Below are 14,906 nucleotides of genomic sequence, written 5' to 3' on the forward strand. Positions count from 1 at the left end.
ATTATAGGAGGGGCGCGGGGGCGGCGGACGCGCGGCACGTCTTTTAGATATTTGTTTGCCCAGTCGATGCGCACGCGACCGGACCGGCAAGGACCATTCTAGATAAGTGTAAACGCGAACGAGGAACCCGCATGTCGCTTAACGCTTATCAACGTGCCCGCACGCTCGTCGAAACGCCCCGCGCTACCGAGCAGCGACTGATCCGCGAGGTGACGGCGGCACTGATGGAAGCGCGCGACCTGGGCCATAGCGGTGGTCGCCTGATGGAGGCGCTGCACTGGAATCGCGAAATGTGGGATGCGTTCGCCAGCGCCTGTGGCGCGCCGGGCAATGAACTGCCCGACACGTTGCGCGCATCGATCATCTCGATTGCCCTGTGGGTCAACCGTCACGCCAGCGAGGTGATGAAGGGTCGCGAAGCGATCGATCCGCTGATCGAGGTCAACCGCTCTTTGCTTGAGGGGCTGGGCGAAGGCCGCATGGCGGCGTGAACGCAATCAGTTACACCGGTGCCGCCCCCTATACCGGCACCGCGACCTCTGCAGCATAAGCGAGCCGCAGCGCTTCGGAAAGGCTGCTGACATCCAGCTTTTCCATCATGTTCGCGCGGTAGATTTCCACCGTGCGGGGCGACAGGTCGAGTTGATGGGCGATGACCTTGTTCGGCCGCCCCTCGATCAATCCCATCAGCACCTCATGCTCGCGCGGGGACAGTCGTGCAATCCGCTCACGCGCCTGTTCGCGCCGCTGCGCGATACCGCTTGTCTCGCTGAACCGCGCGAATGCCTCGTCGAGCAGGTTGAGCAGATGGTGGGGGTCATAGGGTTTTTCGAGAAAATCGGTCGCCCCCGCCTTCATCGCCTGCACCGCCAGTGAGATGTCGCCCTGACCGGTCAGCATGATCGTCAGGAACTTGGCGCCGCGTTCCTGCAGCGCGCGCATCACCTCAATCCCGTTGCGGCCCGGCATCTGGAAATCGAGCAACAGCACGCCACCGTCGCTCGCCTCGATATTGTCGAGAAACGCGTCTCCCGACGCGAAGACGCGGATCACCAGATTGGGGCGCTCGGACAACAGCCCGTGGAGCGACTGACGTACCGCCTGGTCGTCGTCGACGATATAAACACTCTGCATCAGTCCTCCCCTAATGTCCGCTCGGCACCTGGAACGGTAAAGCGGAACCTGGCACCACCATTTTCGTTGTTTTGGGCCGATATTATGCCGCCATGCGCCTCGACGATCCGGCGGCAAATCAGCAGGCCGATTCCCATACTGCCTTCGCCCTTGGTCGAATTGAACGGCAGGAACATGCGGTCAAGGATCGGTTTGGCCAGCCCCGGTCCATTGTCGGACACCGAAAATTCGATCCGGTCGCCGTCCAGCTTGCGGGTTGTCACGCGAATGATGCGCTGGTCTGCGGCAGTAGCGCGCAAGGCTTCCAGCGCGTTGCGCATCAGATTGACCAGAACCTGTTGGATCTGGATCTTGTCGGCGAACATGAAGGGCGCCTCTGGTGCAAGATCATATTCTATGGATACGTCCAATCGCTGCGCTCCGACAAGTACCAAAGCACTAGCCTCGCGGATCGCGGTTTCGACCGGCTCGACGCGCAGATCGATGTCGCGCCGCGCGACGAAATCGCGCAGGCGCCGGATGATCTCGCCCGCACGCAGCGCCTGTCCCCGCGTCGCGCGCAACTGGTCGAACAGCCGTTCGTGCAACGGATCGGAAATCTGTTCATTCTCCAAGATGACCTCGGCCGTGGCGATATGGTTGGCGATCGCCGAAAGCGGCTGGTTGATCTCATGGGCCAGTGCAGCGGCGAGTTCGCCCATGGCGTTGATCCTGCCGATCTGGGTCAGTTCGCTGGACAATTGCGCCAGCTGCTCTTCGTTACGCAGCCGCTCTGACAAATCGGTGATAAAGCCGGTAAAGACGCGATTGTCCTGATACACCGCCTCGCCCACGTGCAGCTCGATCGGAAATTCGCTGCCGTCGGCATGCCGCGCGGTCAGGATGCGCGGCCGTCCGATAATCCGCCGCTGACCCGTGCGCAGATAATGGGCAAGGAAGCCGTCATGCCGCAGTCCGAACTCGTCGTTCATCAGCAGCGACACGTTGGAGCCGATCACATCGTTCGCGCTGTGGCCGAACATCCGCTCGGCGGCCGGGCTGAAACTCAGGATTCGCCCGTGGATGTCGATCACGACCATCGCGCTGGGCACGGTTTCGAGGATCGAGCGCATCTGTGCTTCACGCGCGGCGAGCTGCGCAGTCTGCTGAACCCGGTCCGTCACGTCGATATTGACGCCGACTGCCCGGATCAGCGCTCCGGATTCATCGTAGAAGCAGCGTGCCGATCCCTCGATTGCGCGGATCGATCCGTCGGGCAAGCGCAGGCGATAGGACAGGCTGATCTGATCGGCCTTGCTCCACACTGCCGCCTCCAGCCGCTTGGCAAGCAGCTGGCGATCTTCGGGAAACACGAACTCCTGCCATGACGCAAAGTCATTGAGCGTTCCCACCGGTACGCCCAGCAAGGGCTCGGTATTGGCGAACCAGGTCAGACCGCCCGAAGCCACATCCCACTCGAAGATGCCGATCTTGTGCGCTTCGGCCGCCAGCAACAGACGCTGATCGCTCTCCGCAATCGCGTTCTGTGCACGCAGCAGCGGACCAAGGTCGGTGATGGAGAGAACGGTGACATGGCCATGCTTGCCGTCCTCGACCTGCTGCGCATGCTCCAGCACCTGGACTTCGCCGCCATCGCGTGCGGTTTCGACCCATCGGTGCTGGCGCCATGCGCCGCGGGCGTCTACCGCCAGCTCGTCCTCGGCGACCCCCTCGACCGGGCGGGTCTGCAGCAGCTCGGCCTTGACCTTTCCCAACGCTTCTTCTGCGGTGAACCCGAACAAATGCTGGCAACCCCGCGACCAGTGAATGATCCGGCCCGTCCGGTCGGTCATCACGGTCGGCTGGACGTCGAGCGTCGCGGCATAAATGCGCAGGGTCGAGCGCTGGCGCGTCAGTCGCGCAATGGCCCATAACAGCACCGAACCCACGATCAGCGTGTTCGCCAGCATGCCCCAGATTTCGGTCATCTCGGGAAATTCCGGATCGCCGAACAGGATCAGGTCGGCGGCCAGCACGAGTGCCGGAGCGACCATCAGCGCCGGGACCGCGCGTAATGGCAGTGGCCAGCGTTCCTCGCCGCTGGCCCGATATTCCGCGAGCGTCTGGTCAATCGCGGTGAGCAGCAGGCCAAGGCCGAGCAGCAGTTCGGCAACATTGGTCAGGATCGCGATATGCCAGGGCTGTACCGTGCCACCGCGCAACTCGGTGGCGAGAATCTGGCCGGCCAGCATCAGCAACGCAAAGCTGATGACGAGTGCCGCGATCAGCGCTGCGATCGGTGCCGCATCGTGATCGGTGCGAAACAGGATCACCGTCGTGCTGCCAAGCAGCAGGATGATGAGGCACGAGATCGGACTGCCGCCACCGTCGGTGAATATCGAGATCGCGAGCAGCACCAGCGCGACGACGGCAACGCCGATCCCGACAAATGCCACATTCCTGCGAGATACGGCACCCGATACGCTGACCGCGATCAGCGTTACCGCAAGCACCAAATTGGTCGCGAGGGTGGGAGGCCAGGCAGCCCGGAAACCCGAAAAGGTGCTGTGCAGAAGCGGGTAGCTGAGGATCGAGTCGAAAAGACCGGCCAGGCAAACCAGCGCGGCCAGCGCGAAACAGCTTGCGGCTACTCGTCCGCGAATCGACCCGATTGGAAACCAGATACGGCTCGGCGCCACGCTCCCCCCATTACAGCCTCAACCGGTTTCTTGCCCCGAGTTTACCCATAATGGATGACGTTACAACCAGTTAGACAAACCGCGCAGCGACGACCGCATGGACCTCGTCCTGGGTCAGCTCGTTGAGCTGCAACGCGCGCTGCGGCGACTGGCTGTGTCCCACCAGCGTGCCATCCATGCCCGCCGCGACCGCCAGGATGCGAAACCCGCGCGGTTCGCGCACTGCGGCCAGGCCGCCCGCAACCGGATAGCGGTCGGGGTCGATGAACAGGATCGCCTGACCGGGCAGTCCGGCGCCGAGCGTGGCACGACACAGGCGCAGCGCGATCACATGGACACCGCATCCGGGCGGGGGCGGGATGCGCTCGCCCGTTTCCTGGTCGAGGATCAGCCCATCCGGCCCGGCGATGCCGCGGACGGGAATCGTCGCAGAGGGGTCGCCGACCGTCGCGATGGTCGCGGGACTCGCCGCCGTCCCTGCCGCCTCGCCGCGCAGCTCGGCGCGCAATGCCGCGATCCGTTCGCGTGTTCGGCGCAGGCGCGCTTGCGGATCACTGACCGATGCCATCCACGGGTCGAGATCGCCTGAGCGGTGGAGCTGGTCGATACGGGCGCGCAACGTCGCCTCGCTCGCCGTACCGAACAATGCGGCGATCGCCAGCCGGGTAGGGGCATTCCATTCCTCAAAGCTGCGCTGCGCATTTTCGATCCGCGACAGGTTGACCGGCGCGATCCCGTGCCGCTCGCCGATCGCCTGGATCGTCAGCGCGCGATCGGTCGAGCGCAGCTGCCGCACGGCCGCAGCGAGCAGCACTGCGAACTGCTCGCGCTCCAGGTCCAGTATCGGCGCGCTGACAAAGGGCGCCGCCCAGTCCTCGATCGAGAAATCCGGCGCGTCGACATCGACCAGCAATGCATCTGGCCCGACGCCGAGCACGGTTGCGACCTGGATCAGTTCATGCGCCCGCGCCGTGACCTCGCCGCGCTCGATCTTGGACAAGCGGATATAGGTCAGTCCGGGCAGACGGTGCGCCAGCCCGATCAGCTTTTGATATCCTGCGCGCCGACGTAATTCGCGGATATGATTGGGAAAGATGAACGCCCGATACGGATCGACCGGCACCGCCCCGGGAGCAACCGCAGTCCTTAACATGACGGGCGCATCCATGCCCCGAACTCCTATACCCACTTTGGTATAGGATAGCAGGCATCCTCAATGGTTCCAAGCTTGTAGCGGGGCAGCGGTCAGCCCGCCCGACGCGCGGCGATCGACCGTGGCGGCTGGGAGATCAGCGCCCAATTGCCGGCCGGATCAAAGCGGCGCAGGGCGACGAGGCTTCCGGGACGCGCGATGCGGCGGTCGAGCCAGCCCGGCGCGAGCGGCCAGGGGTCTTCGGGCGCAACGGCAACACCGCTGCCATCGGTGATCAGTCCGATGCTGTGCGGTGCCATGCCGAGCGGCCAGCGCTGGCGAACCCGCTCGAGCAATTGTGCGGCAAGGCGCTCACAGCTGCGGGCAGAGCGCAGCGGCGCGATCTCCTGGCGCTTGAGCCAGCGGTCCCAGCTGACACCGAAATGCCCATTTGTACCCACGCCCCAAACGGCGATCAGATGTCCCGACTGGTCGAACCAATAGCGGGCGCTGTGACAGAATTCCCGGGACAGTTCGTCCAGGCCCGGATCGATGAACGGCATAAGGCCGTCGGCGCTGCTCTGAGCGGTCATGATGCTCTCGCGGATCACGGGATGATGCTCAGCGCGAACGGGTGGCGCCGCGAACCAGCGCGGCTTCGCGCTCGTCCTGCTCGACGGCCGGGGTCTCTTCCATCTCCGTCGGCACCACCGCGATCACGCGGCTCAGCCGGTTATGCGGTGCATTGTGATCGGGCAGCACGCCGATCGACGGCGTGTCGACCTTGTCGCTCGCGCGGCGACGCGGCGTGGTCTTGGGGCGTTCGAACATGCCGCCAAAGCGGGGGTCATGTGCCGCGATGTCGGCAATCGCCTTTGCCGCGCGCTTGGCGACCTGGCGCTGGCGCTCGCGCTCTTGGGGATCGGCTTCCAGCTCGATATCGGCGGCGTCGTCCGACAGGCGGCGCGCGACCGTGCGGCGCTGTATCTCCAGCTTTTCCTCCAGTTCGGCGATCTCGGCCGGATCGATGATCGCGGCACCGGCACGATAGCGGGGGAGGCGCGGGTCCTGCACCTGTACCGAGCGGGTGCTGCGTGCGCGGCGCTTGAGCTGTTCCATCGCGACGCCGCGCAGATGATCGACATAGGCGTCGAGCAGCGCTTCGCGGGTCTTGACCGCGAGATGCTCGCCAGCCGCCGCTTCGGTACGCTCAAGGGCGTATTCGTCCTCGATCATGCTCTCCAGCGTGTTGGCTTCGCCTTCCGCGCCCATGCTCATCGCATGGAGCGAGACGGTGGTTGCCTCGACCTTCTTCGCCGACGGGCGCTGATCGGTCATGACGCGGAAACGCAGGCTCTGCAGCTCGCCGCGCAGCTGCCAGTTGACGAAGGTCGTGAACTGGGCGCGCTCGGAGTCATAGGCCTGGATCGCGCGGTGGACGCCGATCGCGCAGCACTGCTCGGCATCGTCCCAATGAGCGGCGAGGCCATATTGGCGGATGAAGTGACGGATGCGCGGCGCGAGCAGCTTCAGCACTTGGGCGAAGGCACGCTCGCCATAAACGCGCTGGCGATTGGTCTGCGGCTGGCCGTCCTTGGCCATGTTCTCGATGACGGTTGCAACGGCAACTTCGAGCGCGGCGGTGGTGTTCGACATGATCGTCCCCTCGATCGTCTTTGCCGTCGCGATGTCTGCTTCGGCTGCAGGGGAATGATCGCCGATTGCAGTAAATAGGATTAAACTACTCCTATACGTAATTCCACAATATGGTGGTTCTACGGTAGGTGTGTCTCACGCCGCGCGCACCTGGCTGACGAAGCGATGGACCTGATCGGACAGGGTGCTGGCCTGTCCGGACAGCGCGCTGGCCGAGGTAAACACCTCATTCGCTGCGGTTCCCGTGGCCTCCGACGCCTGGCTGACACCGACGATGTTTGCCGACACTTCATGCGCCGCCTGGGCGGTCTGCTGGATGTTGCGGCTGATGTCGGCGGTCGCGCTATTCTGTTGGTTGACCGCGCTGGCGATGCTGGTGCTGATCTCGGCGACCTGGCCGATCGTCTCGGTGATGCTGCTCAGGCCCGTGACCGCCTGCCTGGTCGCTTGCTGAATCTCGCGAACCTGGGCCTCGACCTCTTCGGTCATGCGCTCGGTTTGGCTGGCGAGCGCCTTGACCTCGGCGGCGACCACCTCGAATGCCTTTCCGGCCTCGCCCGCGCGTGCCGCCTCGATCGACGCGTTGAGCGCCAGCATGTTGGTCTTGCCTGCAATCTGGCCGATCAGGCCGACCACGGTACCGATCCGCTCCGCGGCCTCGTCCAGCGCGCGAACGGTCTGGTCGGTCTGCTGGGCGTCGGTCACGGCGCGCTGGGTGGTGCGGCTGGATTCGGTGACCTGCGCTGCGATCATCTGGATCGATGCCGACAGCTCCTCTGCGGCCGACGCCACGGTTTGCACGCCCGCACTGGCCTGTTCAGCGGCAGCGGCGACGGCAAGCGCGCGATGATTGGCCTGACCGGTAGTGCTGGTCATCGACTGGGCGCTGGCTTCCAGCTGGTTCGATGCGACGCTCAGCTGTTCGACGAGACCGGCGACCTGTGCCTGAAAGTCCTCGGCAAGCTTGCCCAGCTTGTCGTCATAGGTAACCTTGTTCTCAACGATATAGCCGGAGATGGCGAGGTCCATGTCGATCATCACCGCCATGTTGATCGCGGTGCACAGGTCCGCCGTGCGGCGCGCGCCTGCCGGACTGAGCGCGCGCCCGCTGCTCTGTGCGGCCAGCTCGAACAGGTGGCGCAGGATGAAGGTGTAGCCGCCGATATACCATTGCGGGTCCAGCCCGATCTTGCTGTGCATCAGGCCGATTTTCCTGACCGATGCGACATAGGCGTCATCGAAGCGACCGCTGAACAGCATCTTCCAGTGCGCCGCCTGCGCGTTTGCGGCGCGCGGCATGGCTTCGCTGTCCTTGAACATCGCCGCCAGCTGGGGCCAGCTGCGCAGATTGGCGTAGAATTTGTCGAGGATCCCGGGAAGCGCGCGCTCCAGCGTCGGGCCGAACTTGGTCAATGCTGCGCGCTGGCTATCGGTAAATCCGGCAAAGGCGAGGCGTTCGACGAGTTCGGCGCTAACGGTCATGGCAGAGGCTTCCAGTTCAACTAAGTTCCCTGTTTTTATAGGACAAATAGTGGATTGGCGGTCGGTATTGGGTTTTTACCTAGTTAAGCAAAGCGCTCCGGGCGCACGCGGCTGCCGACATAATTGTCCAGCCAGGCGCGATGCGCGGCGCTGGCATCGCCGCTGCGGGCGATTGCCTGGGCGGCGCGACCGCCGCCGATCTGCGCGCGGAGCAACAGACTGGCGCGCGCGTCGGTCAGGCCGGTCTTGAGATATCGCGCGGCATCGCCCGGCCCAAGGTGATGGGCGAGATACGCGGTGCGCGCGACCGCCGAGGGATCCTCGCCGGTCGCGATCCCCGATCGCTTGAGCAGCTTCAGATTGGCCTGCGCATAGTCGGCGGTCGTCTCGATCGACGCGGTCGCGTCATAGCGCAGCTGAAGCAGCGCCGCGCGCGCTGCCGGACGGACCTGACCCGACCGGTCGAGCCAGCCCTTGGCCTGTGCCGTCTGGTTGAGCCAGGTGCCGCGCGTTTCGGCCATGCCCTGCCAGGTGCCGCTGAGGAACTGGCCGAGGCCTGCCGCCGACGAGCGGCTATTGCGCGAATAGACGTTCCACTGGCCGCTCGAATCCTTCGCTGCCTCGGCATTGACGATTGCGGCCAGCGCGGTGGCGGGGATGCCGGTGCGCTCCGCCGCGCGCTCGAGCGCGGGGGCGTGCCGTGCATTGGTGCCAAGCCGCATCCGATCGAGCGTTGCCGCGCCGATCGCTTCCGGCTGGCGCGTCTCCAGGCTGCGCAGATCGGTGTCGCGGAACTCCGGGCTGTGCAGCATGGCGGCCATCGGGCGCGGCTGCGTTGCCTGACCCGACAGTTCGAGCAAGGCGTCCAGGTCCAGCTTCTCCATCTCTGGGCTTTGCGGCAGCTTGGCCTGTGCGTCCGGGGCCATCGTGCCGATCGCGGCCTGCCACAGCCGCTTCTGCGCCGCGCCCAACGCATTGCGGTGGATCGCTGCGGCGGTCGCGGCGGTCTCGGGCGCGCCGAGCGGGCGGGTGTGGATCGTCGTCATCTGCTGCTCCTGCGCAGGTCGCGGGCGCGGCGCACGAAGCGCGCTGCGGTGAGATCGTCGAGCATCGCCTGCTCCGCCGTCTGCGCGACGCGTTCGGCCTCGGCCCGATACGCATCGGCGGCGTTGCCGATCGCCTTCATCGACGCATATTGCTGGGCCGCCTGGCGGCGCAGCATCGTCAGTTCGATCTGGGCATCGTGGCGCAATTGCTCCAGGCGCCGGCGCTCGGCGCGCGCCCGGTTGAGATAGGCTTCGGCATAAAGCTGCCAATCCATCGCGCTCAGTTGGCGTTCGCGCAGCATTTGGATGCCCAGCGCCTCGTGCAGCGACTGCATCTCCTCAAGCCGGGCGGTCGCGTCCGCGATCAGCCCCTTGAGTGCATCCATGTCGCGGTCGAGCGCGCGCAGCGCGGCGTCATAGGGCGTGCGCATGCGCTGCCTCCACCAATGCGTTGAGGTCGGCAAAGGCCTGATCGGCGTGACCGCGATCGCCCTTGTTTTGGGTCAGCATCGCTTCGATCTGCGGCGCGATCGCTACGGCACGATCGACCTCGGCGTTCGACCCGGCCTTGTACGCGCCGAGCCGGACGATTTCTTCCATATCGGCATAGGTGCCGAGCACGCGCCGTGCGGCCAGCCGCGTGGCATTCTGCTCCTCGTTCAAACAGCGGGGCAGGGTGCGGGATACCGATTTGAGCAGGTCGATCGCCGGATAGCGCCCGCGCTCGGCGATGCGGCGGGTGATGACGACATGGCCGTCCAGAATCCCGCGCACCGCGTCCGCGACCGGCTCGTTATGATCGTCGCCATCGACCAGCACGGTGAACAGCCCGGTGATCGACCCTTGTCCCGGAAGCCCCGGCCCGGCGCGTTCGAGCAGCCGAGGCAGCTCGGCAAAGACGGTTGGCGTATAACCGCGCGTCGCCGGCGGTTCGCCATTGGCGAGGCCGATTTCGCGCTGCGCCATCGCAAAGCGCGTGACCGAGTCCATCAGGCACAGCACGCGCAGGCCGCGGTCGCGGAAATGTTCGGCGAGGGCGAGGGTGGTCCACGCCGCTTGACGCCGCATCAGCGCGGGTTCGTCCGACGTCGCCACGACGACGATGCTACGCGCAAGACCTTCGGGGCCGAGATCATCCTCGACAAATTCCTGCACTTCGCGTCCGCGTTCGCCGATCAGCCCGATGATCGCGACATCGCATTCGGTCCAGCGTGCCAGCATCGACAACAGCACCGACTTGCCGACGCCCGATCCGGCAAACAGGCCAAGCCGCTGGCCGGTGCACAAGGGCACGAAAAGGTCGAGTGCGCGCACGCCGGTTTCGATCCGCTCACCGACCCGGGCGCGCGAGGCGGCCGGGGGCGGGGATGCCTTGATCGGCTGGCGGGTGGCACCCAGCGGCAGCTCCCCCTTGCCATCGACCGGGCGGCCAAGGCCGTCGACCATCCGGCCAAGCCATGCGTCGCACGGGCGCAGCGACAGCGCGCCGGGGTGCAGCCAGGCCATGGTGCCCGAGCGCAGCCCCTGTGGCTCGCGGAACGGCATGCATTGCGCAAGACCCGCCTCGATCCCCGTCACTTCCGACGGGATCATTCCTTCGGGCGTATCGATGTCGATCCGCGCCCCGATCTGCGCCGCGCCGGCCAGGCCTTCGACCTCGATCAGCGCACCGCGCACCGCGGTCACGCGACCATAGCGCTGTTCTAGCGGCAGCGCGGCGATCGTCTGGGCGGCGGAAGACAGGCTGTGCACGCGACGCGTCTCAGGCCGCTTCGTTCGCCGGGGTGGTGGCCGCGTCCTCGAACGCGATCAACGCGCGGCACGTAGTGAGACCCCGGTAAAAACTGCCCTCGGCAACCTGACGCGCAAAGCGCACGCACGCGGCGCGGCCTTCGTCGCTTCCCATTGCCGGGATCAGCAGCGTCAGCTCATCGATCACCTGATTCTTGTGCGCTTCGGGCGCGTCGCCGAGATACGCCATCATCGTCGCATAATAGAGGCGGCGCGCGGTCGTGGTGGCCTCTTCGGGCGCCATGATTTCGCGCCCGCGCAGCAGCGCGACCTTGTTCTCGATCACCAGTTCGGTGCGGCCCTTGGCGCGCAGCATCGCTCCGTTGACCACCAGCGCCTCGCCGTCGCGCAGGGAAATTCGCAGCATCGTCAGGTCCTCATCTTGTGCATTGCTGCATCATAGAGCGGCGGGGAGGGGCGCGGTTCCGCACCCGGAAAAAATTGCCGCCCAGCAAATTTTGCGCGCCCCTTCAGACCGATGGGGTCGCCGCTCTCCTATCATGGCCATGTCAGCCCACAGGGGCACGAACCGGAGACAGTCCTTGAGCCTTTATTCCGCACTTTATGCCGGTGTCGCCGGTCTCGGCGCCGAAGCGACTGCGATGGCGGTCGTTGCCGACAACATCAGCAACATCAACACCATCGGCTATAAGGGGAACGACATCCAGTTCCGCACGCTGGTCAGCGACGGTCGCGCCAGGTCGGCCTATACCGCAGGCGGCGTGATGGCGGCGCCCCAGGCGCTGATTTCGAAACAGGGCCTGCTTCAGGCGTCGAGCAACACCACCGACCTCGGCATCGAGGGCGGCGGCTTCTTTGTCGTGCGCGAAACGCTGAACGGCAACGACGTCGCCTTCACCCGTGCCGGTTCGTTCCGCCCCGATGAGTTCGGTTTCCTGCGCAACGCGTCGGGCATGTACCTGCAGGGCTGGCGCCTCGACAGTTTTGGCGAGTTCACCAATACCGGCAACGTCGCGGCGCTGACCCCGGTCCGCGTCAGCGACCTGACGGGTGCCGCCGCGCCGTCGACCAAGATCGACATTCGCGCAAACCTTCAGTCGACCGCGCCGTTGCACAGCGGCGCCTATGCGGCCGGCGATATTGCCAACGGCACCGTCGAGCCGGGCTTCAGCCGCTCGTTCGACATCTATGATGCGCAGGGCACCTCGCACCGCGTCACCATGGCCTATGTCCGCACTGGCGCGAACACGTGGCAGGGTGAGCTGTACGCTGAGCCAGCCACCGACGTCACCGCCGCCGGCGGGGTGCTGGCCAGTGGCGAACTGCGCTTCAACCCCGATGGCAGCCTGATCATGGACGATGCCGTCTACACGTCGGGCTTTTTCGATCCGGTTGCGATCACTTGGTCCAACGGCGCGGGATCGGTTCCGCTGCGCCTCGGCCTCGGCGAAAACGGCACGATCAGCGGCCTCAGCCAGTTCGGTTCGGAATCGGCGATGATCGCGGCAACCACCGATGGCGGCGTGCTCGGCAACATCGCCTCGATCCAGGTTTCGGAAGCGGGCGTGCTCAGCGCGGTGTTCGACAATGGCGTGACCCGCCCGGTGTTCCAGCTGCCGGTCGCGACCTTCCCGAACCCGGACGGGCTGACCCGTATTTCGGGCAACGCCTATCTGCTGTCGGACCGGTCGGGCAACGCCTCGATCGACATTGCCGGCGCGCTTGGCGCGGGCAAGATCCGCTCGAGCACGCTGGAAGCCTCCACCGTCGATCTGGCGCAGGAATTCAGCAACATGATCCGCTTCCAGCGCGCCTATAGCGCGGCGTCGAAGATCATCACCACGGTCGACGACATGTTGGCCGAAGTCAGCAACCTCAAGCGCTGATCGCTGAAGCGGCGGGGGACCGGGCGTGTCGATCGGGGAGATTCTGGGGGCTGCCGTATCCGGCATGAGCGCGGCGCAGGCCGGGCTCAAGACGGTGTCGACCAACATCGCCAATGTCGGCACCCCCGGCTATGCCCGCGAGCGCGCCAATCAGTCCGCTGCCATCCATGGCGGCCGGGTCACCGGCGTCGTGGTCGGCGAGCCGACGCGGATTGCGGACAAGTTCCTCGAAGCCGCCGTCTATCGCCGCGCCAACGACCTTGGCAATTCGGAGGTGACGGCCAGCTATCTCGATCGCATGCAAACCTTGCTCGGCGCGCCGGGCGGGGAATCGGGCATTCCGGCCCGGCTCAATGCGATCAACAGCGCGGCGATCGCCATGACCGGCGCGCTGGGCGCCGAACAGAATGCGGCCGACTTTATCGCGCGCACCACTGACGCGATCGGCACGTTGCAGCGGCTCGACACCGACATCTCGATGCTCACCGGCGATGTCGATGCTGAAACCGGCCTGACGGTCGAGCGGATCAACGCGCTGCTCAAGCAAATTCACTCGCTCAACGATGCCGTGTCGCGGCTCGACGGGCTGGGGCGCAGCGCGGCGGGTACCGCCGATCAGCGCAACAATGCCGTTCAGGAACTCAGCAGTCTGCTCGCGGTGAATGTGCGGGAACAGCCAAATGGCCGGTTGCTGATCGAAACCGCCGGTGGTGCGCCGCTGCTCGATACCCGCATGCGCCTGCTGTCCTATCCGACCTCGAAGTCGGGATCGGGCGCGGCGCTGGCCGAATATCCGGGCATCGATATCCGCTTTGCGACCGACTCCGGCGCGCTTGGCGCGGCGACCGGTGACCGGATCGAATCCTCGGCGGTGGGCGGCAAGCTCGGCGGGCTGCTCGAGCTGCGCGACCGCACGCTGCCGGGTTTCCGCGATCAGCTCGGCACCTTGTTCACCGGCCTTGCCCGCGCACTCAACGGCGCGTCCAATGCCGCCAGCGCTGCCCCGCCGCCAAATCGGCTGAACGGATCGACCACCGCGCTGGCGGCGAGCGACCGGCTCGGCTTTACCGGAGCGGCCGTGTTCGCAGTAATGGGATCGGACGGATCGATCGTTGCGCGGACCCGGGTCGATTTCGATGCGATGGGTGCGGGCGCCACCGTCGCCGACGCGGTGGCCGCGATTAATGCCGGCCTGGGTGGTGCGGGCACGGCCAGCTTCACCGATGGCCGTTTGACCATCGATGCGGTCGGCACCGGTCGCGGTGTCGCCGTGGGCGATGATCCCGCCGCCCCGTCCAATCGTGGCGGTGTCGGGTTCAGCCAGTATTTCGGTCTGAACGATGTGGTGCGGACCGAAGGCGCATTGATGGTGCCGCCGGGCTTTGCTTCGGGCGATCCGCACGGCTTTGCCGCCGGAAGCACCAGCGACATCATGTTGCGCGATTCCTCGGGGCGCGTGATTGCGCGCACGACGATGACCGCTGCGGCCGGCGGCACGATGGGCGACCTCGTGACCCAGCTCAACGCCAGCGAGCTGGGCGGTTTCGGCACCTTCTCGATCGACTCAAGCGGTCGCTTCCGCTTCGATCAGGCGGCCGGCGTTACCGGCACGTCGATCTCGATCCCGTCCGATGCCACGGCGCGCTATGGCACCGGCATTTCCTTTTCCGCGCTGTCGGGCCTGACCGGCAGCGTCAGCGGGCTGGCTGCAGGCGGCGTCGCGCCCGATCTGCGGAACAGCCCGGGCAAGCTGCCGCTCGCCATCTTCAACACCAGCGCTGCGGTCGGCGAACGCGGCGTGCTCGCTTCCGATACGCGCGCCGCGCAATTCTACACTGACAGCTTCAGTGAGGTGAACGACCTCGGCAAGGAAGGGAATGTCTCGCTGGAGCGCTACGCCTCGCTGATCCTGGGCGAAACCGGCACCAGCGCTGCAAATGCGCAGACCCGCTATGAGGACGCATCGGCGCGCACCCAGGACGCGATCAACCGGCGCGACTCCTATTCCGGCGTCAACATCGACGAGGAGCTGTCGATGATGATCGTTTTGCAGAACAGCTATTCTGCCTCCGCCCGCGTCGTGCGCGTGGCCGACGAAATGTACCAGGTCCTGCTCGGGACCGTGGGTTGAGGACCTGAA

Annotated in this window: 13 protein-coding genes; 3 read left to right on the top strand and 10 right to left on the bottom strand. The window is 65.7% G+C overall.

What is annotated here, in order from left to right:
- Nucleotides 1-131: 131 nt before the first annotated feature.
- Complete coding sequence (flaF, locus tag ACRYLO_RS03145) at nt 132-491, top strand: flagellar biosynthesis regulator FlaF (RefSeq protein WP_482658824.1); 360 nt, start codon at nt 132-134, stop codon at nt 489-491.
- A 28-nt stretch (nt 492-519) separates the two neighbouring features.
- On the opposite strand, the gene ACRYLO_RS03150 is transcribed toward flaF, so the two are convergent.
- From ACRYLO_RS03150 to ACRYLO_RS03195, 10 genes are all read right to left on the bottom strand, one after another.
- Nucleotides 520-1,134, bottom strand: coding sequence for a response regulator transcription factor (locus ACRYLO_RS03150; RefSeq protein WP_482658825.1), 615 nt, complete (start codon nt 1,132-1,134; stop codon nt 520-522).
- Nucleotides 1,134-3,812 carry a PAS domain S-box protein gene (locus tag ACRYLO_RS03155; RefSeq protein ID WP_482658826.1) on the bottom strand — a complete coding sequence of 893 codons (2,679 nt, stop codon included), beginning with the start codon at nt 3,810-3,812 and terminating at the stop codon, nt 1,134-1,136. Before ACRYLO_RS03155 ends, ACRYLO_RS03150 begins: the two co-directional genes overlap by 1 nt.
- Before the next feature lie 70 nt (nt 3,813-3,882).
- Nucleotides 3,883-4,980: an XRE family transcriptional regulator gene (locus ACRYLO_RS03160; protein ID WP_482658827.1), complete on the bottom strand. Its 1,098-nt coding sequence runs from the start codon at nt 4,978-4,980 to the stop codon at nt 3,883-3,885.
- A 77-nt stretch (nt 4,981-5,057) separates the two neighbouring features.
- Nucleotides 5,058-5,555, bottom strand: a complete 498-nt coding sequence (locus tag ACRYLO_RS03165; protein WP_482658828.1) for a hypothetical protein — start codon at nt 5,553-5,555, stop codon at nt 5,058-5,060.
- 10 nt (nt 5,556-5,565) lie between these two features.
- Nucleotides 5,566-6,600 carry a sigma-70 family RNA polymerase sigma factor gene (locus tag ACRYLO_RS03170; RefSeq protein ID WP_482658829.1) on the bottom strand — a complete coding sequence of 345 codons (1,035 nt, stop codon included), beginning with the start codon at nt 6,598-6,600 and terminating at the stop codon, nt 5,566-5,568.
- Between the two features lie 135 nt (nt 6,601-6,735).
- Entirely contained in the window at nt 6,736-8,082 is a 1,347-nt protein-coding gene (locus ACRYLO_RS03175; RefSeq protein WP_482658830.1) for a protoglobin domain-containing protein, read from the bottom strand.
- Between the two features lie 83 nt (nt 8,083-8,165).
- Entirely contained in the window at nt 8,166-9,128 is a 963-nt protein-coding gene (locus ACRYLO_RS03180; protein ID WP_482658831.1) for a peptidoglycan-binding protein, read from the bottom strand.
- On the bottom strand, nt 9,125-9,559 hold the full coding sequence (locus ACRYLO_RS03185) for a hypothetical protein (protein ID WP_482658832.1): 435 nt from the start codon (nt 9,557-9,559) through the stop codon (nt 9,125-9,127). The genes ACRYLO_RS03180 and ACRYLO_RS03185 overlap by 4 nt, the downstream gene beginning before the upstream one ends.
- Nucleotides 9,543-10,880 carry a flagellar protein export ATPase FliI gene (fliI, locus tag ACRYLO_RS03190; protein WP_482658833.1) on the bottom strand — a complete coding sequence of 446 codons (1,338 nt, stop codon included), beginning with the start codon at nt 10,878-10,880 and terminating at the stop codon, nt 9,543-9,545. The genes ACRYLO_RS03185 and fliI overlap by 17 nt, the downstream gene beginning before the upstream one ends.
- A gap of 10 nt (nt 10,881-10,890) precedes the next feature.
- Nucleotides 10,891-11,286: a flagellar biosynthesis repressor FlbT gene (locus ACRYLO_RS03195; RefSeq protein ID WP_482658834.1), complete on the bottom strand. Its 396-nt coding sequence runs from the start codon at nt 11,284-11,286 to the stop codon at nt 10,891-10,893.
- Nucleotides 11,287-11,461: 175 nt separating this feature from the next.
- On the opposite strand from ACRYLO_RS03195, the gene ACRYLO_RS03200 reads away from it, so the two are divergent.
- Nucleotides 11,462-12,766 (top strand): flagellar hook protein FlgE, encoded by a 1,305-nt coding sequence (locus tag ACRYLO_RS03200; RefSeq protein WP_482658835.1) that lies wholly within the window; start codon nt 11,462-11,464, stop codon nt 12,764-12,766.
- Between the two features lie 25 nt (nt 12,767-12,791).
- Nucleotides 12,792-14,897, top strand: a complete 2,106-nt coding sequence (locus ACRYLO_RS03205; RefSeq protein ID WP_482658836.1) for a FlgK family flagellar hook-associated protein — start codon at nt 12,792-12,794, stop codon at nt 14,895-14,897.
- The last annotated feature ends 9 nt before the right edge of the window (nt 14,898-14,906 follow it).

The organism is Sphingomonas sp. SDUR79, assembly GCF_056821745.1.

Bases quoted from the DNA above. Each gene is read 5' to 3' on its own strand.
- ACRYLO_RS03150 (WP_482658825.1), bottom strand. From the start codon at position 1,134: ATGCAGAGTGTTTATATCGTCGACGACGACCAGGCGGTACGTCAGTCG.
- ACRYLO_RS03185 (WP_482658832.1), bottom strand. From the start codon at position 9,559: ATGCGCACGCCCTATGACGCCGCGCTGCGCGCGCTCGACCGCGACATG.
- ACRYLO_RS03180 (WP_482658831.1), bottom strand. From the start codon at position 9,128: ATGACGACGATCCACACCCGCCCGCTCGGCGCGCCCGAGACCGCCGCG.
- ACRYLO_RS03195 (WP_482658834.1), bottom strand. From the start codon at position 11,286: ATGCTGCGAATTTCCCTGCGCGACGGCGAGGCGCTGGTGGTCAACGGA.
- ACRYLO_RS03170 (WP_482658829.1), bottom strand. From the start codon at position 6,600: ATGTCGAACACCACCGCCGCGCTCGAAGTTGCCGTTGCAACCGTCATC.
- ACRYLO_RS03175 (WP_482658830.1), bottom strand. From the start codon at position 8,082: ATGACCGTTAGCGCCGAACTCGTCGAACGCCTCGCCTTTGCCGGATTT.
- flaF (WP_482658824.1), top strand. From the start codon at position 132: ATGTCGCTTAACGCTTATCAACGTGCCCGCACGCTCGTCGAAACGCCC.
- ACRYLO_RS03160 (WP_482658827.1), bottom strand. From the start codon at position 4,980: ATGGATGCGCCCGTCATGTTAAGGACTGCGGTTGCTCCCGGGGCGGTG.